This window comes from Paenibacillus sp. CF095 (assembly GCF_900101225.1).
In the GTDB taxonomy this organism is placed as follows: Bacteria; Bacillota; Bacilli; order Paenibacillales; family Paenibacillaceae; genus Paenibacillus.
In genome coordinates, this window is the sequence record NZ_FMZN01000001.1 from 851,271 (window position 1) to 870,043 (window position 18,773).

At 46.0% G+C, this 18,773-nt stretch carries 20 protein-coding genes; 12 read left to right on the top strand and 8 right to left on the bottom strand.

What is annotated here, in order from left to right; all coding sequences use genetic code 11:
- Positions 1-7 precede the first annotated feature (7 nt).
- From cysK to BLS69_RS03750, 4 genes are all read right to left on the bottom strand, one after another.
- Positions 8-964 (bottom strand): cysteine synthase A, encoded by a 957-nt coding sequence (gene cysK / locus BLS69_RS03735; RefSeq protein WP_091028738.1) that lies wholly within the window; start codon positions 962-964, stop codon positions 8-10.
- A gap of 162 nt (positions 965-1,126) precedes the next feature.
- A complete protein-coding gene (locus tag BLS69_RS03740; RefSeq protein WP_091028740.1) occupies positions 1,127-1,510 on the bottom strand; it encodes a YhjD family protein in 384 nt (127 codons plus the stop codon).
- 468 nt (positions 1,511-1,978) lie between these two features.
- Complete coding sequence (locus BLS69_RS03745) at positions 1,979-2,212, bottom strand: hypothetical protein (RefSeq protein ID WP_017687536.1); 234 nt, start codon at positions 2,210-2,212, stop codon at positions 1,979-1,981.
- The gene (locus BLS69_RS03750; protein ID WP_051447360.1) at positions 2,209-3,246 is read right to left on the bottom strand and encodes a nucleotide-binding protein; all 1,038 of its coding nucleotides are present in this window, start codon (positions 3,244-3,246) and stop codon (positions 2,209-2,211) included. Before BLS69_RS03750 ends, BLS69_RS03745 begins: the two co-directional genes overlap by 4 nt.
- 949 nt (positions 3,247-4,195) lie before the next feature.
- Here BLS69_RS03750 and BLS69_RS03755 point away from each other — a divergent pair.
- Positions 4,196-4,930: a YitT family protein gene (locus BLS69_RS03755; RefSeq protein ID WP_036614465.1), complete on the top strand. Its 735-nt coding sequence runs from the start codon at positions 4,196-4,198 to the stop codon at positions 4,928-4,930.
- A gap of 125 nt (positions 4,931-5,055) precedes the next feature.
- Here BLS69_RS03755 and BLS69_RS03760 read toward each other — a convergent pair whose 3' ends face one another.
- Positions 5,056-5,526 (bottom strand): DUF2188 domain-containing protein, encoded by a 471-nt coding sequence (locus BLS69_RS03760; protein WP_091028742.1) that lies wholly within the window; start codon positions 5,524-5,526, stop codon positions 5,056-5,058.
- 429 nt (positions 5,527-5,955) lie between these two features.
- On the opposite strand from BLS69_RS03760, the gene BLS69_RS03765 reads away from it, so the two are divergent.
- From BLS69_RS03765 to BLS69_RS03775, 3 genes are all read left to right on the top strand, one after another.
- Positions 5,956-6,756: a lipid II flippase Amj family protein gene (locus BLS69_RS03765; RefSeq protein ID WP_076216967.1), complete on the top strand. Its 801-nt coding sequence runs from the start codon at positions 5,956-5,958 to the stop codon at positions 6,754-6,756.
- A 136-nt stretch (positions 6,757-6,892) separates the two neighbouring features.
- The gene (locus BLS69_RS03770; RefSeq protein WP_091028744.1) at positions 6,893-7,501 is read left to right on the top strand and encodes a TetR/AcrR family transcriptional regulator; all 609 of its coding nucleotides are present in this window, start codon (positions 6,893-6,895) and stop codon (positions 7,499-7,501) included.
- Positions 7,502-7,583: 82 nt separating this feature from the next.
- Positions 7,584-8,825: an MFS transporter gene (locus BLS69_RS03775; RefSeq protein WP_091028747.1), complete on the top strand. Its 1,242-nt coding sequence runs from the start codon at positions 7,584-7,586 to the stop codon at positions 8,823-8,825.
- A gap of 105 nt (positions 8,826-8,930) precedes the next feature.
- Here the strand turns inward: BLS69_RS03775 and msrA are convergent, their stop codons facing one another.
- Positions 8,931-9,893 (bottom strand): peptide-methionine (S)-S-oxide reductase MsrA, encoded by a 963-nt coding sequence (gene msrA, locus BLS69_RS03780; protein WP_091028748.1) that lies wholly within the window; start codon positions 9,891-9,893, stop codon positions 8,931-8,933.
- Positions 9,894-10,073: 180 nt separating this feature from the next.
- Positions 10,074-10,784, bottom strand: a complete 711-nt coding sequence (locus BLS69_RS03785) for a TVP38/TMEM64 family protein (RefSeq protein ID WP_091028750.1) — start codon at positions 10,782-10,784, stop codon at positions 10,074-10,076.
- Positions 10,785-10,884: 100 nt separating this feature from the next.
- On the opposite strand from BLS69_RS03785, the gene BLS69_RS03790 reads away from it, so the two are divergent.
- Together BLS69_RS03790 and BLS69_RS03795 are read left to right on the top strand one after the other, a co-directional pair.
- Positions 10,885-11,823: a Gfo/Idh/MocA family protein gene (locus BLS69_RS03790; RefSeq protein ID WP_091028752.1), complete on the top strand. Its 939-nt coding sequence runs from the start codon at positions 10,885-10,887 to the stop codon at positions 11,821-11,823.
- Between the two features lie 32 nt (positions 11,824-11,855).
- The gene (locus tag BLS69_RS03795; RefSeq protein ID WP_091028755.1) at positions 11,856-12,170 is read left to right on the top strand and encodes a hypothetical protein; all 315 of its coding nucleotides are present in this window, start codon (positions 11,856-11,858) and stop codon (positions 12,168-12,170) included.
- 25 nt (positions 12,171-12,195) lie between these two features.
- Here BLS69_RS03795 and BLS69_RS03800 read toward each other — a convergent pair whose 3' ends face one another.
- Positions 12,196-13,014: an AraC family transcriptional regulator gene (locus BLS69_RS03800; RefSeq protein WP_091028757.1), complete on the bottom strand. Its 819-nt coding sequence runs from the start codon at positions 13,012-13,014 to the stop codon at positions 12,196-12,198.
- 190 nt (positions 13,015-13,204) lie between these two features.
- On the opposite strand from BLS69_RS03800, the gene BLS69_RS03805 reads away from it, so the two are divergent.
- The 6 genes from BLS69_RS03805 to BLS69_RS03830 all read left to right on the top strand — a co-directional run bounded on the left by BLS69_RS03805 (position 13,205) and on the right by BLS69_RS03830 (position 18,702).
- Positions 13,205-14,317: a Gfo/Idh/MocA family protein gene (locus BLS69_RS03805; RefSeq protein WP_091028759.1), complete on the top strand. Its 1,113-nt coding sequence runs from the start codon at positions 13,205-13,207 to the stop codon at positions 14,315-14,317.
- A 201-nt stretch (positions 14,318-14,518) separates the two neighbouring features.
- On the top strand, positions 14,519-15,487 hold the full coding sequence (locus tag BLS69_RS03810; protein ID WP_091028762.1) for a sugar phosphate isomerase/epimerase family protein: 969 nt from the start codon (positions 14,519-14,521) through the stop codon (positions 15,485-15,487).
- Positions 15,488-15,511: 24 nt separating this feature from the next.
- The gene (locus BLS69_RS03815) at positions 15,512-16,240 is read left to right on the top strand and encodes a ThuA domain-containing protein (protein WP_017687549.1); all 729 of its coding nucleotides are present in this window, start codon (positions 15,512-15,514) and stop codon (positions 16,238-16,240) included.
- Positions 16,241-16,571: 331 nt separating this feature from the next.
- Positions 16,572-16,868, top strand: coding sequence for a winged helix-turn-helix transcriptional regulator (locus BLS69_RS03820; RefSeq protein ID WP_076333333.1), 297 nt, complete (start codon positions 16,572-16,574; stop codon positions 16,866-16,868).
- Between the two features lie 191 nt (positions 16,869-17,059).
- Complete coding sequence (locus tag BLS69_RS03825) at positions 17,060-17,791, top strand: hypothetical protein (RefSeq protein WP_091028765.1); 732 nt, start codon at positions 17,060-17,062, stop codon at positions 17,789-17,791.
- 197 nt (positions 17,792-17,988) lie between these two features.
- Entirely contained in the window at positions 17,989-18,702 is a 714-nt protein-coding gene (locus BLS69_RS03830; protein ID WP_133385433.1) for a hypothetical protein, read from the top strand.
- The last annotated feature ends 71 nt before the right edge of the window (positions 18,703-18,773 follow it).

Sequence of the window (18,773 nt, forward strand, 5' to 3'; positions counted from 1 at the left end):
TGCTGTGTTAAAAAATACCCATGCTCAGATACCGTTCCCCGGTATCCGGCGCAATGCAGAGCACCCGGTGCCCCGGCCCCAGTTCCTTCGCAATGCGAAGGGAGGCCCACACTGAAGCGCCAGAGGAAGGGCCGAGCAACAGCCCTTCCCGGGCAGCAAGCTGCCGCATCGTATCCAGTGCGTCCTCATCGGACACCTGGATGATGGCATCCCATACGTCGGTATTCAGGATGTCCGGAATGAACCCCGGACTTGTACCGACGAGCTTGTGTGGTCCGGGCTCGCCACCGGACAACACCGGAGACCCTTTGGGCTCCACCGCATAGATGCGGATATCGGGTAACTGCTTGCGCAGTTCCTCCCCGGTGCCGGTAATGGTTCCGCCAGTTCCCGCCGTAGCGATGAAGGCATCCAGCTTGCCTTCCATCTGTTGCATAATCTCGGGAGCCGTCGTGATCCGGTGAATGTCCGGGTTCGCCTGATTCTCGAATTGCTGCGGAATGAAACTTCCCGGAATGTCTGCCTGAAGTTCTTTTGCTTTGCGAATCGCACCAGGCATCCGCTCCGCAGCAGGGGTGAGTACCACATCTGCGCCGTAGGCTTTCAGAATGTTGATGCGTTCCTTGGACATATTGTCCGGCATAATCAGAATAGCTTTATATCCTTTGGCGGCGGCATTCATCGCAAGACCTATGCCCGTATTGCCACTGGTTGGTTCGATAATGGTTGCGCCGGGTAGCAAATGTCCCGCAAGTTCAGCCTGAACGATCAGATTATATGCGGCACGGTCTTTGACGCTGCCACTGGGGTTAAAGTATTCCAGTTTCACGTATACGTCAGCGGAGTCGCTGCCTGTGAGTCGGTTCAGTTTAACGGCAGGTGTCTGGCCGATCAGTTCGGTTACATCTGCGGCAATGCCTGTATGTGCGGGTGTTTGTTTAATCGAATGTGTATTCAAATCCATGAAGTACAACTCCTTGATTGATAAGACGTTGAGCGTATATCCGGTTGAAATCAAATCATGCCTTATTGGAATGGTTGGATATCTCTTCTCCATCTTAATGAACGTAACCTTCCGTGGTCAACTTGTTTTGCTGGGGAGGGGTTCAATATTGTCAAAGTTGTATCAAGTCTGCGCCAAGTCCATCTGCAGATGCCGACTGAGTTCTTTTTTGACTTCATTGCGTGCGAATGTCCACAGCATATAGAACCGTTGCCAATACCCTCTGCACATATACAGAGTTTCGATACCCTCGGCTTCCCGTTTCTCTTCCAGTACTTTGACACCACGGGTTCTCATCTGTTTGCGAAGGGTCAACATCTCCTTGAGCACATTGTTCTGAATGCGGGTCAGTGACAGAATGTAGACTTCGGGCATCTTCAGCAGCAGCGTATCCAGTGTGCGAATATCTCGTTCAAGTACATCCAGCAAAAGCGTGCGCACAACCAGACCTTTAATCAGACGATGGTCTTCATCAGAAGGGGATGGGGCGGAAGTTGAGGATGTCATATGTTCACTTCCTTAGCCTTTAATTGGAATTTTATATTTACAGAACATGTGTTCCTATATTATAATCAATATATGTAATGGAGATACACAATACAACCGAGAAATATTGGAAGCACACATTACCGCATTTTCCTAAAGGTACAGATATTGAATGAAGCTAGGGATTTAGGGACAAGCCTGCTCCAAAATAAGGTATAATTTATGGGTTTTGCAGGAAACCTAAGGCCATAAACCAAATAAGCCTTATGCAATGCAGTCTGCTACAGAAGTGATTACAAGCAATGAATTACTGCAATGAATTGCGATCATGATTTAAGGATGCCTTACATTTAACACGATGGCACCGGGTCAACGAGTAGAAGCAGTTTTATTTTAGCGAAAATGAGCAACAAAAAAGCCCCTGCCTTGGGCGGCGGGGCCTATGGAATACTGCCGATTCAGCGGCAGGTTTGATGATGTGTTTAGAAATTAAGCAAGATATTGAGGCTTTTCGTAGAACGCCTCTTTTTCAAGGATGACCTTATAAGGTCTTTCCTTGCCCTTCAGGGAGGGCCCAATGGTAGTTAGCGGTACGGCCGGCTTGTGGAAACGATCTTCTTCCTTGGGTTCCGGAACCGGTCGTGATGATTCGGGCGCAGAACTGAGGCGTACCTTTTTTTCGCTGCCCCAGCGCTTGCTTATTTTTTTCGTTTCCGGTTTCATTCCGGTTCGCCTCCTAACAAATCGTTGATGGCGTTGAACAGTTGACGATTCTGTAGGTCAATCTGCTGAAATACCGCCTCATCCGCTTCAATATGTCCAATAATGTGCACGGTGATTACATACCTCTTGGCTACAGGATAGCATAGCAGATACTCTTTCTCAAGGTAATCATCATACAGGTTGATCTTGATTTTATTCTCCCGGTAAGAATCAATAACAAGGATGCGCTTGGGATCATCCGGTTGTTTGTCGTCATTAGCGGACAAGTCATACTTTCTCCCCGGTTCTCCAACATTACCACATAATTGCTCAATATAACCACTGTCATCTGTACGGTATATGGCTGTGCCACGTACAGCGAATGGAGGATGAGAGACAAAGGCAGTACGCAGGGCATCGCTCATTCGCTCCAGCATCTTGGCATCTGCTTTGCGGGTACGCAGCAATTCCCTAAAGAACCGCAGCAACTTAAGCAGTTGTAACCTTGCTTCTCCCTCAGTGCGTTTATGCTTCTCAATGATGTTCTCCAATTCTGGATCACTCCAGCGTCCTTGTTCCTCAATACTGTCTGCGATTTTGGAACATGCCACGGACACGGCTGGTGCCCACTTTCCGTCAGAACGGATTTCATATACGAGTGGATTTAACCCCAGCAGATCTGTGGGCATACGCAATCCTTCAACCTTGGTTGTGTCCTTGATGTCTGTAATATCCTCAGGAAGAATGAAAAAAATACGTTTTCGTCCCAGACGACCCATAAACAGACCCATTTCCAGCATTGTATTATCCCGGACCGACGCGTAGTACTTCCCGCGAATTTTGGATATATCATCCGGATGAAAAATAAAAATGGCAAAGTCAGTCGTACGGACCTCTACTTCCAGATCGTCCATGGTATAGCTGCTTGGATTAAAAACCCCGGAATACCAAGGGGTAACTTCGGCTGAAAAACGTAAGTTTTCGTGTACTGCGGCTGCAATCGGCTTCGCTTCCAGCGAGCAGCCAATAAAGACTCTTGGCTTTAACGTTTTCATCAATCCGCCTCGCTTAAACGGTAGTGGGATTCAATTGTTATATTATACCATAAACAGCAGAGTAAGTCTGGAAACGTCTGAACTGGACAAAGAATAAGCCGATTACGTTTGCTATAGTGTATGTATGAAAGGAAAATGATTCCTTTAAAAAGCGCAAGAAAATAAAAAAAGGCCCCAATTTGTCACAGTTGGGTGACTGACAGTTATTTTTGGAAGCTTTGGTCATAGAATAAAGGAGCAGGTTGCACCATTAGCAAGCATTGCTTATCCTGGTGTTGCCGTATGACTGCTGGAGCAGTCCAAAGGCTGCTTTATGCCTGTTTTTGAGGGGTCCGCTGTTTAGACCCGGTCACGTTGGTGTTATATAATAGAAGAACAAGCAAGTTAGCTTTGGTGTTTAAACTGAATGAACTTGCAACTGCTGTAAGTTGAGCTTACAATTTACACAGGAACGAAGAGTGCAGAGCCCATCTGTAGAAGCGAAGCGTTCGCCTGAAAGCTTTTTGAAAGAAAGCAGCTTCGGAAGCATAGGCTATCACCGGATTTTCCCCAGAGGGAAAATGGAATTCCAAAAATCCGGGGATAACAGCGATCGAAAGAGGGTACTGTAATCCAAGTGTAAGTGTACAATTAAATGTTCAAGCTTATGCATTGTAGTTATTTTTCAGTTTAACTGAGCACAGCTAACCACAACAGAACAGAAAGGATCAGGATACCATGAGTTCCCGAAGGACAATCTCCCCAAGGACGATCTGGAAACGTTACGATCTCTCATACACATAGCGCCCCTTGTAGAGTACACCAACCGGTTCAAAAAAACGGCTGACTCTGCGAAAGAGGGGATTGGAATGAATATTCGAAGGACGTACACGATGATTTCTTCCAGGCTTACCTTTTGCAGGGTACGGTCGGTCTAAAAAACCAACCTACAAACTGCGAGGGAACCTGAATGAAGAGAACATCGTTAACCTTACAACACGTTAAAACAGAGGCGATCAAATTCGCCATTATGCTGCTCGGTACATTTATTTTAGCTTTTGCCTATTATCACATTAACTTTCAGAATCATTTATCGGAGGGCGGATTTGTTGGTCTGGCCCTGCTCGGAAAATACGCAACAGGCTTATCACCTGCTATCGGTATGTTGTTACTGGACATTCCGGTCATGATCCTGGCTTGGTTCCTCAAAGGCTGGAAATTCATGATTCAGGCATTGCTTGGCGTCGGTGCATTTTCCCTATTCTATGACGGCTTTGAACGATACTCCACACTGGTATTGTCGTTTAACGGAAATCTGTGGATTCCGGCAGTTCTATCCGGTATATTGACAGGGGTAGGCGCTGGGATCGTGCTTCGATTCGGTGGAGCGACAGGCGGAGACGATATTCTCGCCGTGCTGGTTAGCCGCTGGAAGGGATGGAAGCTGGGAACAGTTTTCTTTGTCAGCGATGCTTTTGTATTGGGATTGTCGCTTTTCTTTCTTCCGGTAAAAGAAACTTTATATACGATTCTGGCCGTATGGATTGCCAGTAAAGTCATCACGTACGTCGTTAGTGTTCCGGCTCGCGGAACCGTGGTTACAACTTCGGCTGTGAAATTGCCGATGCCATCGGCTGCAGCCAAGGCAGTTAACGCTGCTGCTATTTCACAACGGACTACGGTGGCTAGAGGGGTATCCAATTAACCATACGTTTCAGAACAACCATAACCTGTATGCATCATATTCAGGTCTTGATAGTTAACGTTCATATAAAATCCCTTTTGACTGCTCTTCAGCAGCAAAAGGGATTTTATTGTTTTCCGATTCATTCAGGGCTTGATCGAAGAAGCAATCTGACCATCCTGATTATGGATAATCGCTCGAATATTTTGTTTGCTACTCAGTTCTTTGGCCTTATCTACAGCTTCTGCCTTAGTATCAAATGTGGACAGATAGGTAGACTTTCCTTCTTCCTTGATCGCCCAACCGGAGTCGGTAGGTACGACATGGATGTTATCATGACTTTTGGACGAAGAAACGGGCTCCGAATGACGACGATCCGTGGAAGACGACTTTTTGTGGTCGGAATGATCGGAAGAAGATGTGGAGTCCGATTTCGAACCTTTCGGCACGGGATGATTTTCATCCCATTCTTCCGCCTTCGCTGTCGCTATTGCAATCGAACGCCCTTCCTCATACCCGTCATCGAGCAGAGCATTGGCAATCTCAATTGCTTTGTGTCTGATACGTGGTTCCAGGTTCTTCATGGATACCGGATAATCCTGTTTGTTCCAAGGCATATAAACCCCTCCTGTACAATGATGGATTAGTTGTATATTACCCTGTGAGGGGAGGGATAAACGATAAACAGCCGAGGTCGTAAGTGCATTTACCGATGATCTATATATATTGAAATAAACATTTACACAAAACGGAGAGGACAGAAAGAACCTGAAGAAGAGGAGCTAAGAGATTTCTGTGGAAAGCTACTTCGTAAGCATAAACTCGCCTTTATCCCCTGATTTACCCCTTTCTAAAAGAAATCAGAAAATCTGGGGATAACAGCGATCGGAAGGTTGTTCTGTCATCGGAGTGTCCAGTGTAAACATTCTTTATTTCAACTTATATTGAAGGACCTCGTTCCTATACTTTTGCAAGCCAGAGGAGTATAATGCTGTCCATGTAAGAAATAAGTTCAACAAAAGGAAGATAAAGGAGTACATACACATATGTTTAGTCTTAGCCTGGCAATCCCTATGCTGTTCACCATGCTGATTCATGCCGCAGACAGCTTGTCATACGCGCTCCGCCTTGGTGGTTTACGCACTCGCAGAATCGCGCTAGCCATTTCTTTGGCAGGTATCTTGCTGTTGGTTTCTCGAACCTCGAATATGGCCCAGGGTCCAATGGTAGGTAATCTAGTGGATACTGCAACACGTGGAGCCAATCCACACTTTGCGGCGCAGCTGCACTGGTTAATGGGTGCGGCGACGATAGGAACGGCATTAGCCATATTGTGTTTCCCAACCATGGTGAAGCTCTCATCGAGAATGGTTGTGCATTTTGAAGCAGCCGGTTCCATCCCTGCGATGGTTCGCGGTATGCTGAAGCGAAGCAAGATTAGAAATGCAACGTATTACATCACCCCGCCATCCTGGAAGATGGCCAAACGATTGGTACAACATGGGATGCCAAGAAGGTTAATGCTGCTGAATGTAGCGGTAACCGCAATCTATACCACAGGTGTCCTGTCCAGCTTGTACGCAGCGTATCTTTACCCAGGGCAGGCTGTAGCTGCATCCCAATCAACCGGGCTAATTAACGGAATAGCGACTATTTTGCTAACCATCCTGATTGATCCGAGGATTTCCCTGCTCAGTGACCGATCATTACGTGGCGAGATCCGTTTGGATCGCATGAATCAGATTTATGGCTGCATGCTCGTATCCCGTTTGTTCGGTACTCTGTTGGCACAGTTGTTATTAATTCCATTTGCGTATTGGATCGGTTGGATCGTAAGTATGATGTGACGACTTCTTTCCTGAATTGTAGTCAGGCATTCTCTTGTACATCTTTTGAAACAGCAAATGAGAGGGTGCCTGTGCACTTTGAATTGACGAGGTATTTTTGCTGTGATACTATTAGACCGAATAGTCGGTTTAGTTTATGGAGGTTTTTCCAATCGAAGTCAAACGAAGAAAAGATGTTACCCAAATTAAAAAAGACATTGCGCGTAATACCAAGGAACTGTTTGCCCAAAAGGGATATAGTGCAACTTCCATGGAAGACATATGTACGATTAACAATCGGAGTAAAGGCAGCATCTATTATCATTTCAAAAGCAAAGAAGAGTTATTCATGTATCTAATCAAGCTTAACAATGAAGATTGGATGGATGCTTGGCTGGACAAAGAATCCGGGTATAAGACTGCCATAGACAAACTGTACGGACTTGCTGACCATTACGTGGATGATTTGGCTAACCCGCTGAATCATGCCATTAACGAGTTTGTCTCGGGTCAGGTCGTCAGCCAGGAGATGCTTGATGAGATGCTTTCCCTGATCCGTATTCCGTATGCGACATATGAGTCCATTATTACTAAAGGCATGGAGGATGGGGAATTAAAACAGGATGACCCACAGGATGTAATGCATATTATCTACGGTCTGTTTAGCGGATTGACCACACTCTATTACGAGAAGGACCTGACGGATATTCGTCGTATTTACCACAAAGGCATGGCCGGTCTGCTGGCAGGCATTCAACAACGTTAACCATGAAAAGCTGATGTAACAGTCAGTTTTTCTTTTTAAATATTAATAAACCGGACAGTCGGTTTAAAAGAGGAGATGGAGAATGAACACATTGTTCAGGAATAAAGCTTTTTTAATCGTGACAGGGTCTGATCTGCTGCAAAATCTGGCGATATGGATCCGAAATATGGCGATCCTCTATTATGTGATGGATCGAACTCAGGGAAGTCCAATAGCCGTCTCGCTGATTACCGTACTTGAATATGCCCCGATTTTTGTTTTCTCCATCATAGGCGGTGCACTTGCTGATCGCTGGAATCCCAAACGTACGATGATACTGGGGGATATTCTGAGTGCGTTGTCTATTGTCATGATTATTGGCGTTTTATCTTCCGGGTATTGGCAGATTCTATACGTAGCCACGTTTGTATCGTCTATCGTTAGCCAGTTTTCTCAACCATCTTCTCTAAAGATTGTGAGGCGAAATGTAAAGGGAGAACATTTGCAGTCTGCAATTGCTATTACACAGAGTGGTCAATCGTTGTTTTTAATTCTCGGACCAATCGTCGGAACCTTTATCTACACTGCAATGGGAATTCAGGCATCCATGTACGCATTACTCATTCTATTCCTCATCTCTGCGCTTCTACTCACATTTCTGCCTAAAGACGCCACTCAGCGGGAAAAAAATACCTCATTACTAGCGGATATCAAAGAGGGCTGGCAATATGTTGCTCGATCTCGCTCGTTAAAAATGCTTAGTCTGGTATTCATCTGTATAGGGCTTTCTGCAGGTCTCATCAGCCCACTTGGAATATTTCTGATCACCGAACGTCTGGGACTTGAAGCAACGTCGTTACAGTTTTTGTCAGGTGCATCTGGAATAGGTTTATTGATTGGAGGAGGTATTGCGGCTGCTGTAAGTGGCAAGTTGAATCAGACTTTAACTCTAATCGTAGGTGTGCTGTGTCTGGCTGTAGCCACGATGGGGGAAGTGTTATCCAGTTGGTTCTGGCTGACTCTTGTCATCAGCTTTTTGAGTTCAATCAGTTTGGCATTTATCAACGTCATCATCTCTACTTATTTGGTCACCCGGATAGATGAGCACTTGATCGGGAGGGTGAATGGCACCATCACACCTCTATTCATAGGAAGCATGCTTCTTGGATCTTCCATGGCAGGTGTACTGATGAACAGCACATCCATTTATATCGTCTACGCAATTTCGGTTACCGTGATGATGCTGGGTATTGTTCCAGCGATGCGAATTCAATTTCACAATCATCAGACGGCTTCTGCCAGCCAATTGAATTTGAATTCGGAAATCTCTTCGAGCCAAACCTAATCCATGCATTCTCGTGTATCAATAGTTCGTCTATTAAAAACAAAAAAGTACAACAAAAAAAGCAGCGGGATCATCCCACTGCTCTTTTTGTATCTGTATTATAACTTATTGAAAAAGGACGGCGTACTCACCGTATCCTTCTTTTTGCAAGTCTTCTTTGGGTACAAAACGAAGTGCCGCAGAGTTGATGCAATAACGCATTCCACCTGCTTCGGCAGGACCATCGTTGAAGAGGTGACCCAGATGGGAATCACCCTCACGACTTCTCACTTCGGTACGAATCATGAAATGGCTGAGATCGGTTTTTTCCTTCACGTTGTGGTCACGTAATGGACGTGTGAAGCTCGGCCAGCCGCAGCCGGAATCGTATTTGTCGGTAGAACTGAACAATGGCTCGCCAGATACGATGTCCACATAGATACCATCACCGTGGTGATCCCAGAATTCGTTATGGAATGCAGGCTCGGTCGCGCTGTTCTGCGTAACTTCATATTGAAGCGGCGTCAAACGCTCTTTCAGCCCGTCTTTATCCACGTTACCGGACCAGTTGCGTTCGATAAAGTCTACGCGTCCAGAACCTTTGCTGTACCGTTTGTAGTGGGCAGGGTTCTTCCGGTGATAATTTTGGTGATGTTCCTCCGCTTCATAGAACGGTTTGGCTGGCAAGATCGGAGTGAAGATTGGTTTGTCAAAACGCCCGCTTTGTCCCAGCTCCGCTTTGGAAGCTTCTGCAATCTGGCGCTGCTCTTCGCTGTGATAGAAGATAGCCGTCTGATAGGAAGATCCGCGGTCATGGAATTGTCCGCCTGTATCCGTAGGGTCAATCTGCTGCCAGAACAGTTCAACCAGTTTCTTATAAGGGAAGATGGCAGGGTCGAACGTAATTTGTACAGCCTCTACATGTCCTGTTGTCTCCGAGCAGACCTCTTCATATGTTGGATTCTCGGTATGTCCTCCTGTATAACCCGATACGATCTTATGAATACCGGGCAGTTCTTCAAAGGGGGATACCATACACCAGAAGCATCCGCCTGCAAAAGTTGCTAACTCACTTGAATGTTGTTCCATGCTATAGTCACTCCATTTCTGATGAAGATTTAGCGCTCGTGTTCGAGCTCCAGCAATCTACCGTTTTATTAAACTTGTTACACAAGCATTAGGCTTGCTCTTCTATTATATCCTGAATTGGCAAGCCAACCAAGCCGGAATGAAAACAAGCTGAATCTGAACGGTTTGCGAATTCTGAATTCAGGCTTTGTTGCGTGACCGAAAGCGAAATAAGAGCAATACAATGGCCATGAACACCAGATATCCGGCAAGGATCGCCAGGCTCAGCCAGATTGAGGTTTCAGCTTGTGCACCTGCATAGGCAAATACAAAAATCGCTGGCATTTTCCCAATGGCCGTGGCAACCATGAAGACCCAGAATGGCGTGTACGTTATACCTGCGTAGATATTAACGGCCATCTGAGGCACGATCGGTAACAGTCGCATCGACATGACGCCCATGAACGTATGTGCTTCCATCCATGTGGTAAAACGGTTCAGACCCCGAATGCGTTCGAGGTACGATCTCGCCTGATGTCTGAAAATGGTTCTTGCTCCGCCATAAACGAGCATGGCTGCAAGTGTGGTGCCAAGCCAGCATATCCAGGCTGCCGTGGTAGTACCGTAACTGTAACCAAAGGCGATAATAACAAACTTATAAGGAATCACTGGCACAAGAGCAAACAATGTTGCCATGGCGAGTAACAGCGGGATGGACTGATGAAGATCGGTCCAGGCCAGCAGTTCATATCTGTAAATAAACGTGACTCCTGCAAGTAAAACATATAACAGAAGCCATAACCATTTTCGCAAAATCCCAAACGCTCCTTTCAGATCAGGCAGGTCTAGTCGTATCCCGATCTGTACTGCTGTTCCTCCTAAGTTTACCACGTTCGCCCATTGTCTGAACAATTCGAGCGAAGTCTGCTGCAATCACTGGCAAGTTGCTGTCCGAAGGGTTACACTATAGGACGTGGAAATATAGAACCGAACTGAAGGTGGAATGATCATCATGGAAACAACCCAACGTAAACGAGTTGCAATTATCGGCCTGGGCGATATTGCACGTAAAGTATATTTGCCGCTGTTAACAGCTCATCCGAACGTGGAGATTGTAGGCATTATGAACCGATCTCCGGAGCCGGTCAAAGCCGTTCAGGAGGCGTATCGATTAGAACGGGGAACAACGGATCTGAAAGAACTGTTGTCCTGGGATCTGGATGCCGTGTTTGTACATACAGCAACGGAAGCACACTTTGACATTGTCATGCAATGTCTGGAACAGGGATTAGCCGTGTACGTAGACAAGCCGTTATCCTATACGATTCGCGAGTCGGAAGAGATGACTGCTTTTGCCGAGGCACAAGGGCTGCTACTGGCAGTGGGCTTCAACCGCAGATTCGCACCGATGTACCAAAAAGCGAAAGAATGGATGCAGGGTGGAGAAGGCTTCGAGTCCCTGACAGTGACCAAACATCGTACAGGCATTCAGGATCGCCCTGCGGCAGAAACCATCTATGATGATCTCATCCATATGCTGGATCTGATGTTGTGGTACTCGGATCATAATGTGGAGTTGCTTCATCAATGGATTCGGAAGAATGATCTGGACAGACTGCTGCATGCAACTGGAACGGCCAAGCTGGGCAGAACAGCCTACGGTCGATTCGATATGGTGCGTGAAGCTGGGGCAGATCTGGAGAAGATCGAATTGCATGGTGGTGGACGATCTGTTGAAGTGGTGAACATGGACACGATCAGCTGCATGGAACAGGGGAGTCTGGAAACCAAAGAAACGTTCGGGAGCTGGGACACCGTGTTAGCACGCAGAGGTTTTAGCGGAGCAGTTGACAATTTCCTGGCTTGTCTGGACTCACCTGATGATTGCCTGATCAGTGCAAGTCACGTCATGGACAGTCATGAACTGGCTGAACAATTGATTCGCAAATAATTGCAGAATACACATACGGAGGAATACAAGTCATGGATGAATATGAAAAGGAACGTAATAAACAGATCGAGGAAGCCGTTATTGAAACTTATAAACAGGAAGAAGAGATGATGATCCTCGTATTTGCCCAGTGGTGTGTCAATAATGGTTTGGACCCGGAAGAGATGTACCGGCAAGCCTACCCGAATCAGCAGAGCAACGAGCGTTTGCAGCAGGTGCAGAAGCTGATTGTATCCAAGGAGGAAGCCGGTGAGATCCCGGATGATACGGTACTTGGCGTGTTGTCCATGTTTGGCAATGAAGATCTGGCGATGGTTGTATCCGAGGCCATAGCCGCGCGCAAATAAGTTCAACTTACGTATACTGGTATGATTACATCTGTTCCCGGTGAATGACGCGGAATTCCTTCGGGGACATGCCGAACCGGGAACGGAATACCCGATGGAAATAGGTATAGTTGTTAAAGCCGGAAGACTCAGACACTTGCTCCAGAGTCATTGGACTGAAAATAATCCGTTCCCTCGCCATGTTCAGCCTTACGTCAAGCGTGTATTGCATGATGCTTTTGCCAAACGCTTCTTTGAAGAGATGAACACCCCGTGAGACACTGATACCAATATGTGTTGCCACATCATCGAGCTTGAATAAAGAGGAAGCGTTTTCTTCAATATAATTCTTGATCTCATAAGCCACGTAATTGGTATTGGTTATCGTTGGATGCTCCGCGAGCAGACGATCCACTTCGAGACATAAAATTCGCATATAATAACTTGAAATTTCCGGATAAGGATTGGAGATGCGGCGCTGCTCCAGTACGAGCTGTCGAAACAGGACCAAGAGGCTTTCCGTCAGTTCGACTTTAATTCGGGTCGGCCGTTTGTGACGTTTCCACCACTCATCCACCCAGGAACCATTGAAGAAGATGTGATAGTCGCCACTCTCCACCAGTCGTTCTCCCATCGGATTGGTTTCATTGTCTATTCTCAGCTCATAAGGCTCGTCAGGATCAAAAAGAAGCAGATCGCCCGCATCCACCAGGGACATGTCTCCCTCTATGCGTGCGCGGCAACGTCCGTCTGTTTGCAGTCTTAACAGGTAGTTCTTCACCCCTTCAGGCTGCACCATAGCGTAGGGTTTACGATGAAATGAAAAGCCTGCTGTAAGAACTTGGCAGGAAGAATCTGTCGGCATGGGCATACTCCTTGCAATTTGAAAATTATGACCAGATAGTTCATGTTTCAATCATATTATTCATTTTAATTCAAGCTGAAACGGAATACCATAGTATTAGATTTAAGGAACAGGAAACATCCAACAAAACATATGTATCTCAACCATTCAAACGCAGATTTTCACCATGCGTAAGGAGATGAACGTCACAGTGGAGAAAATGAAAGCAGGCATCATCGGGTGTGGTAACATCAGCGCCATCTACTTGGAAAATCTCAAAAACAACCCGGTTATTGAAGTCGTGGCTGTTGCGGATTTGATTCGTGAACGCGCTCAGGAACGGGCAGATGAATTTAATATCGCAAACGTTTACAATGTAGATGAGTTGCTGCAAAATAACGAAATTGAACTTGTGTTGAACCTTACGGTTCCTGGAAGTCACGCCATGACCGATCTGGCTGCACTCGAAGCAGGCAAACATGTGTATGCCGAGAAGCCGCTGGCAATTTCTCTTGAGGATGGTCGCAAGGTTGTTGAGCTGGCTGAGGAAAAGGGATTGTATGTTGGTTCTGCACCGGACACCTTCCTTGGTTCAGGCATACAGACAGCTCGTAAGGCCATTGAAGATGGGCTGATTGGCAAGCCGGTTGCAGCGACTTCATTTTTCATGGGTGGAGGACCAGAAGCTTGGCATCCTAATCCGGAGTTCTTTTATGTTGCAGGTGGCGGACCGATGTTTGATATGGGACCTTACTATCTGACCGCTCTGATTACGTTGCTTGGACCGATACGCAGAATCAGCGCCTCGGCAGGCATACAGATTGCAGATCGCAAGATTGGCTCCGGACCGAAGGAAGGTACAGCGCTTCAAGTAGAGACGCCTACCCACTTGGCAGGAACGATTGATTTCGCAGAAGGTGCCATTGCAACCATGATTACCAGTTTCGATATTCGGGGAGCTTCGGATCTGCCACGTATTGAAATCTATGGTACAGAAGGTACGCTTAGTGTACCGGACCCCAATTATTTTAATGGGGAAGTGAAGGTGCGCAGATACGGTCAAGACACTTGGGAGACGGTCAAACCAGTCTTCGAAAGTGGACAAAACGAACGAGGCATCGGCGTAACGGAAATGGTTGAATCCATTCGTGCCGGACGGGAACACAAGGCCAGTGGCAAGCTTGCTTATCACGTACTGGAAGCCATGCATTCATTCCAGCGTTCTTCACTTGAAGGCAAGCACGTACATCTGGAGAGCAGCTATGATTCTTTTGCAGTAACTCGTACAGTTCAAACTGAGATTGAAACCGTGGAATCCCACTAGTCTGAGTAAAAAGTGTTCGAAGCTTGATGCTCTTGCGAGTGAAGCAGAATAACCAGTATTCTTACGTTCAATTTCAGGATAGAAACACTCTCGATTTTCCACACTAATCAAACAGGCATGTGATCTGAACGGTAATTGTATACAGTTCAATATTCATGAATTCAGCAATCATACGATATCTAATCCAGGGAGGAATCGCACTTGAAACTCGGCGTATTTTTGGTACTATTCGGAGGACGTAAATTGGAGGATGCTCTTGATTATGTAGCATCCAAGGGATTAAAAGCAGTAGAGATCGGAACAGGCGGACATCCAGGCAATGCACATTGTAAGCCAGATGAGTTGTTAAGCAATCCTACAGCATTGAAAAACTTCAAAAATGCAGTGGAATCACGTGGTTTGACGATCAGCGCACTCAGCTGTCACGGTAACCCGCTACATCCGCAAAAGGATATTGCCAAAGGATTCCACGATGATTTTGTTAAAACGGTAGAACTGGCTGAGAAGCTGGAAGTACCTGTAGTGAATACATTCTCCGGTTGTCCGGGAGATCATGAGGATGCCAAATATCCGAACTGGCCTGTTGCACCATGGCCAAATGACTTCCAAGAAATCCTGAAGTGGCAGTGGGAGAACAAAGTTATCCCTTACTGGACAGAGTGGGGTAAATTTGCAGCAGATCGTAACGTAAAAGTTGGATTGGAGCTGCACGGTGGATTCTCCGTTCATACTCCAGCAACGTTGCTGAGACTGCGTGAAGCAGCAGGTGAAGTGATTGGAGCCAATCTGGACCCAAGTCACATGTGGTGGCAAGGTATTGATCCGGTTCAGGCAATTCACATCTTGGGACGTGAAGGAGCCATCCATCACTTCCATGCAAAAGATACAACGATTGATCCGGTAAACGTGAACAAACACGGTGTAACGGATATGCAGGACTATACCAATATGCTGGATCGGGCTTGGCAGTTCCGCTCGGTTGGTTATGGACATGATAACAAGACTTGGGCAGATATTATAAGTGCCTTGCGTCTGGTCGGATATGATTATGTAGTAAGTATTGAGCACGAAGACGGTCTGATGTCGGTTGAAGAAGGATTCTCTAAAGCCGTGCAAAATCTCCAGCAAGTATTGATTGAAGAACCGCTGGGCGATATGTGGTGGGTTTAGAGCTACACTAGGGGGAAATTGAATATGATCAACGTCACCATTTGGAATGAATTTGTCCATGAGAAAATTCACGATGAAGTAAGGGAAGTCTACCCGGATGGTCTGCATCGAGCACTGGCTGACGGACTTGGCGGCGAAGGCTTTGCTATTCGTACAGCTACACTGGATCAGCCTGAACACGGATTAAGTGATGAAGTGCTGAATTCCACAGATGTGCTCATATGGTGGGGACATATGGCACATGATCGCGTAAGCGATGAGATCTCACAGAAGGTTGCGCAGCGAGTGCTGAACGGGATGGGAATGATTGTGCTCCATTCAGGTCATTTCTCCAAACCATTCAAAGCGCTGATGGGAACAAGCTGCGATCTGAAATGGCGTGTAGCTGACGAGCAGGAAATTGTATGGTGTGTTAACCCATCTCATCCGATTGCGGATGGCATAGAAGGCAAGATTGTATTGGAAAAAGAAGAGATGTACGGCGAATTCTTCGATATTCCAGTACCGGATGAACTGGTGTTTGTAAGCAACTTCCAGGGTGGAGAAGTATTCCGGAGTGGATGCACGTTCCGGCGTGGTGAAGGTAAAATCTTTTATTTCCGACCAGGTCATGAGACGTATCCGACCTATTACAAGCCGGAAATATTAAGAGTGATCAGCAACGCTGTGAAATGGGCATATCCTGCCCGCAGCTTTAAGCCGGAATTTGGCAAGAGTGAACCTGTAAGACCATTTGGTGGCGTGCTGGTTTAATTCACTAACTCAATCGTGAAATGGAAATTATAAGTTTTATTCAAAAAGAACCCTTCTCCGAGTCAATGATGACTGTGGCAGTTGGGTTCTTTTTGGGTAAGATAGTACTATGGGGAAGTTATACGATATTTCCCATGGTTACGACGCAGCGTGTAATGTACACTGGGATGTATGATCCATTTTGGATGTTATGCTTCTAAAATTTAAACTTTTTAGTTGCAGGCGTTTTCTTTGAAGCTTAAATATGTTATTATGAAATATACTAACAAAATGTAAGTTGATTTGAGTGATCTCTAAAGAGGTGATTAATGTGGAAGGTCAAGACTTGCGGATGTGTCCGCGTTTTGAAACGGCGTTTTCTTTTTTGGGCAAGCGCTGGAATGGTTTAATTATTCAAACATTGATGAGTGGTTCGAAGCGATTCAAGGATATCTCCAATCTGATCCCATCCATGAGTGATAAGATGTTATCCGAACGGATGAAAGATCTGGAGAGTGAAGGTATTCTGGTTCGTCACGTCTATCCCGAGACGCCGGTTCGTATTGAATATGAACTGACGGATAAAGGTAGAGCGCTCCAGCCTGTCATGAATCAAATTCAAGACTGGGCTGAGAAGTGGGTTGACTAACGTATAAGCATCACCCACTTTCGTTGCATGAATGACATAGACTCCTGATTTCTGTGGAAATCAGGGGTTTTTGTCTTAAGTATAACGTGGATCGGCGTTTTTCTCTTGGGCTATGCACATGTTGTCATGAGTTGTAGTATAATCTATAGAAAATGGCCACAGACGGCCGGAGCGAAGGAGGCCCACTTGTCATGAGAGAAGAAAGCTTATCCCGTGAAGTACGCTACGGCAAAAAAGATATTGCAGAACTTGAGAGCGCATCCATTCAGGTACATCTGATTTACAAAAAAGCTGCGGAGTTGTTTAAGCGCACAGCATATTCCCGTTCGGTTATGGATGATCTTGCCGAAGTGAATACGCATTCTGTGAACAGCGATGGTCCGAGATTAGCTCCGGCGGTGCTGCAAAAATGGATTCAAACGTCCAGGGGCTGGAAGTGTATCGGATGTGAGCTGGGACAACCTGATTCAAAGACTTCTCAGATGGAAGATACCATCCATGGTGAGCGGTTGGTTCTGGATGTGGGAGAAGGTCGGTTGGTTCAGGCAGAAATGCTGATTCAGGCGGTTGTCTGGTCTCAATATGAGAAGATTCGAATGTTTGCACCATGGCTTGGGGATGAACCCTTTTATAGCGTGCAGGAACTGGATGTCATTGCCCGTTATATTGTGCCTACCTATTTCTCGGAACGGCCTTTGCACGAGCAAGGCAAGGTATTCAAGGTCCATCAACAATATGGGCAGATTCCGCTATATCAGGAGTATGTAGACGCACCTTCATGTTGTGTACAGGTGGATGGTGGATTACTTGAAGGTCGATTGCTGACAGGTGTATATGTATCTGAGGAGCAGTTCTTCGGGCTTAATCCATATCTGAAAGATGGCGATGGAGGACGGACATATATGCAGGCTAGTGTCCAGTGATAACGTAACCAATTCGAACATAAAAATGAATTAGATTGGAGAGCCTGTGTGCAGGCTCTCTTTCTTGTACAAGCCCTATTTGGAGGGGACACCCTATAAAAGTAACGGCTTTGACACTTTTTTTTGCCGAAAGTTGTGCCATAATAGAGGTTATGGACAACAGGGTGAATGATTTTACGCAGGGTGGTGTTACCTACATGATGAAGAAAATCCCCGGTTACATAGGTGTATGTATGCTCCTACTGGCGATCTTGGCTGGTTGTAGTGAGACACAGCCTTCTGAGCAGCCAATTGTCAAGGAGACAGAAACAGCGAATACGATCACAGTGGCTGTAGATGGCAGTACGTTTTTGCCTGATGCAACAAAGTCCATTAAGCGAGATTTTAGTGAGGGATTGACACTCAAAAAAGCATTACTCAATAGCGGACTGGTTGATTTTACGGCAGATGGCAAACGGATTCAATCCGTCGGTGAAGTTTCTCTGGATTCTTCGCTTAGCTGGGCTGTCAAATTAAATGGCAAGGATATTGAGCAGGAAGATTGGGACATGGAACTTCATGCCAAAGATGAAGTGATCATTTACGTGAAAGCCGCTGACAGTGGGGGGGATGGCGTTGCATATCAGACAACGTTACTCAAGGTTAGCGGTGGAAACATTATGCCAACCCTTAATCGTCAATATGCCGGCGTCTACGTTCAAGAGTGCACAGTTCGCGATGTGTTGAAGTCCAGCGGCATTGTAAGAATGTCTGAGAATAACAAATTTGTCGTTTCGGTCGAGAATGTCACGCCTCGTATGAATGAGCGGTGGGTCATTATGGTGAATGACAAAGAATTAATGGAAAATGGTCTGGACATGAAATTGAATCCACGTGATGCGGTAAAGCTTGAATTGACCAATGCATCCTAAGTATACCAAGAAGCCCAATCTCTTTTTAGAGAACTGGGCTTTTTTCATTATAATATATAAGCAATATCCGA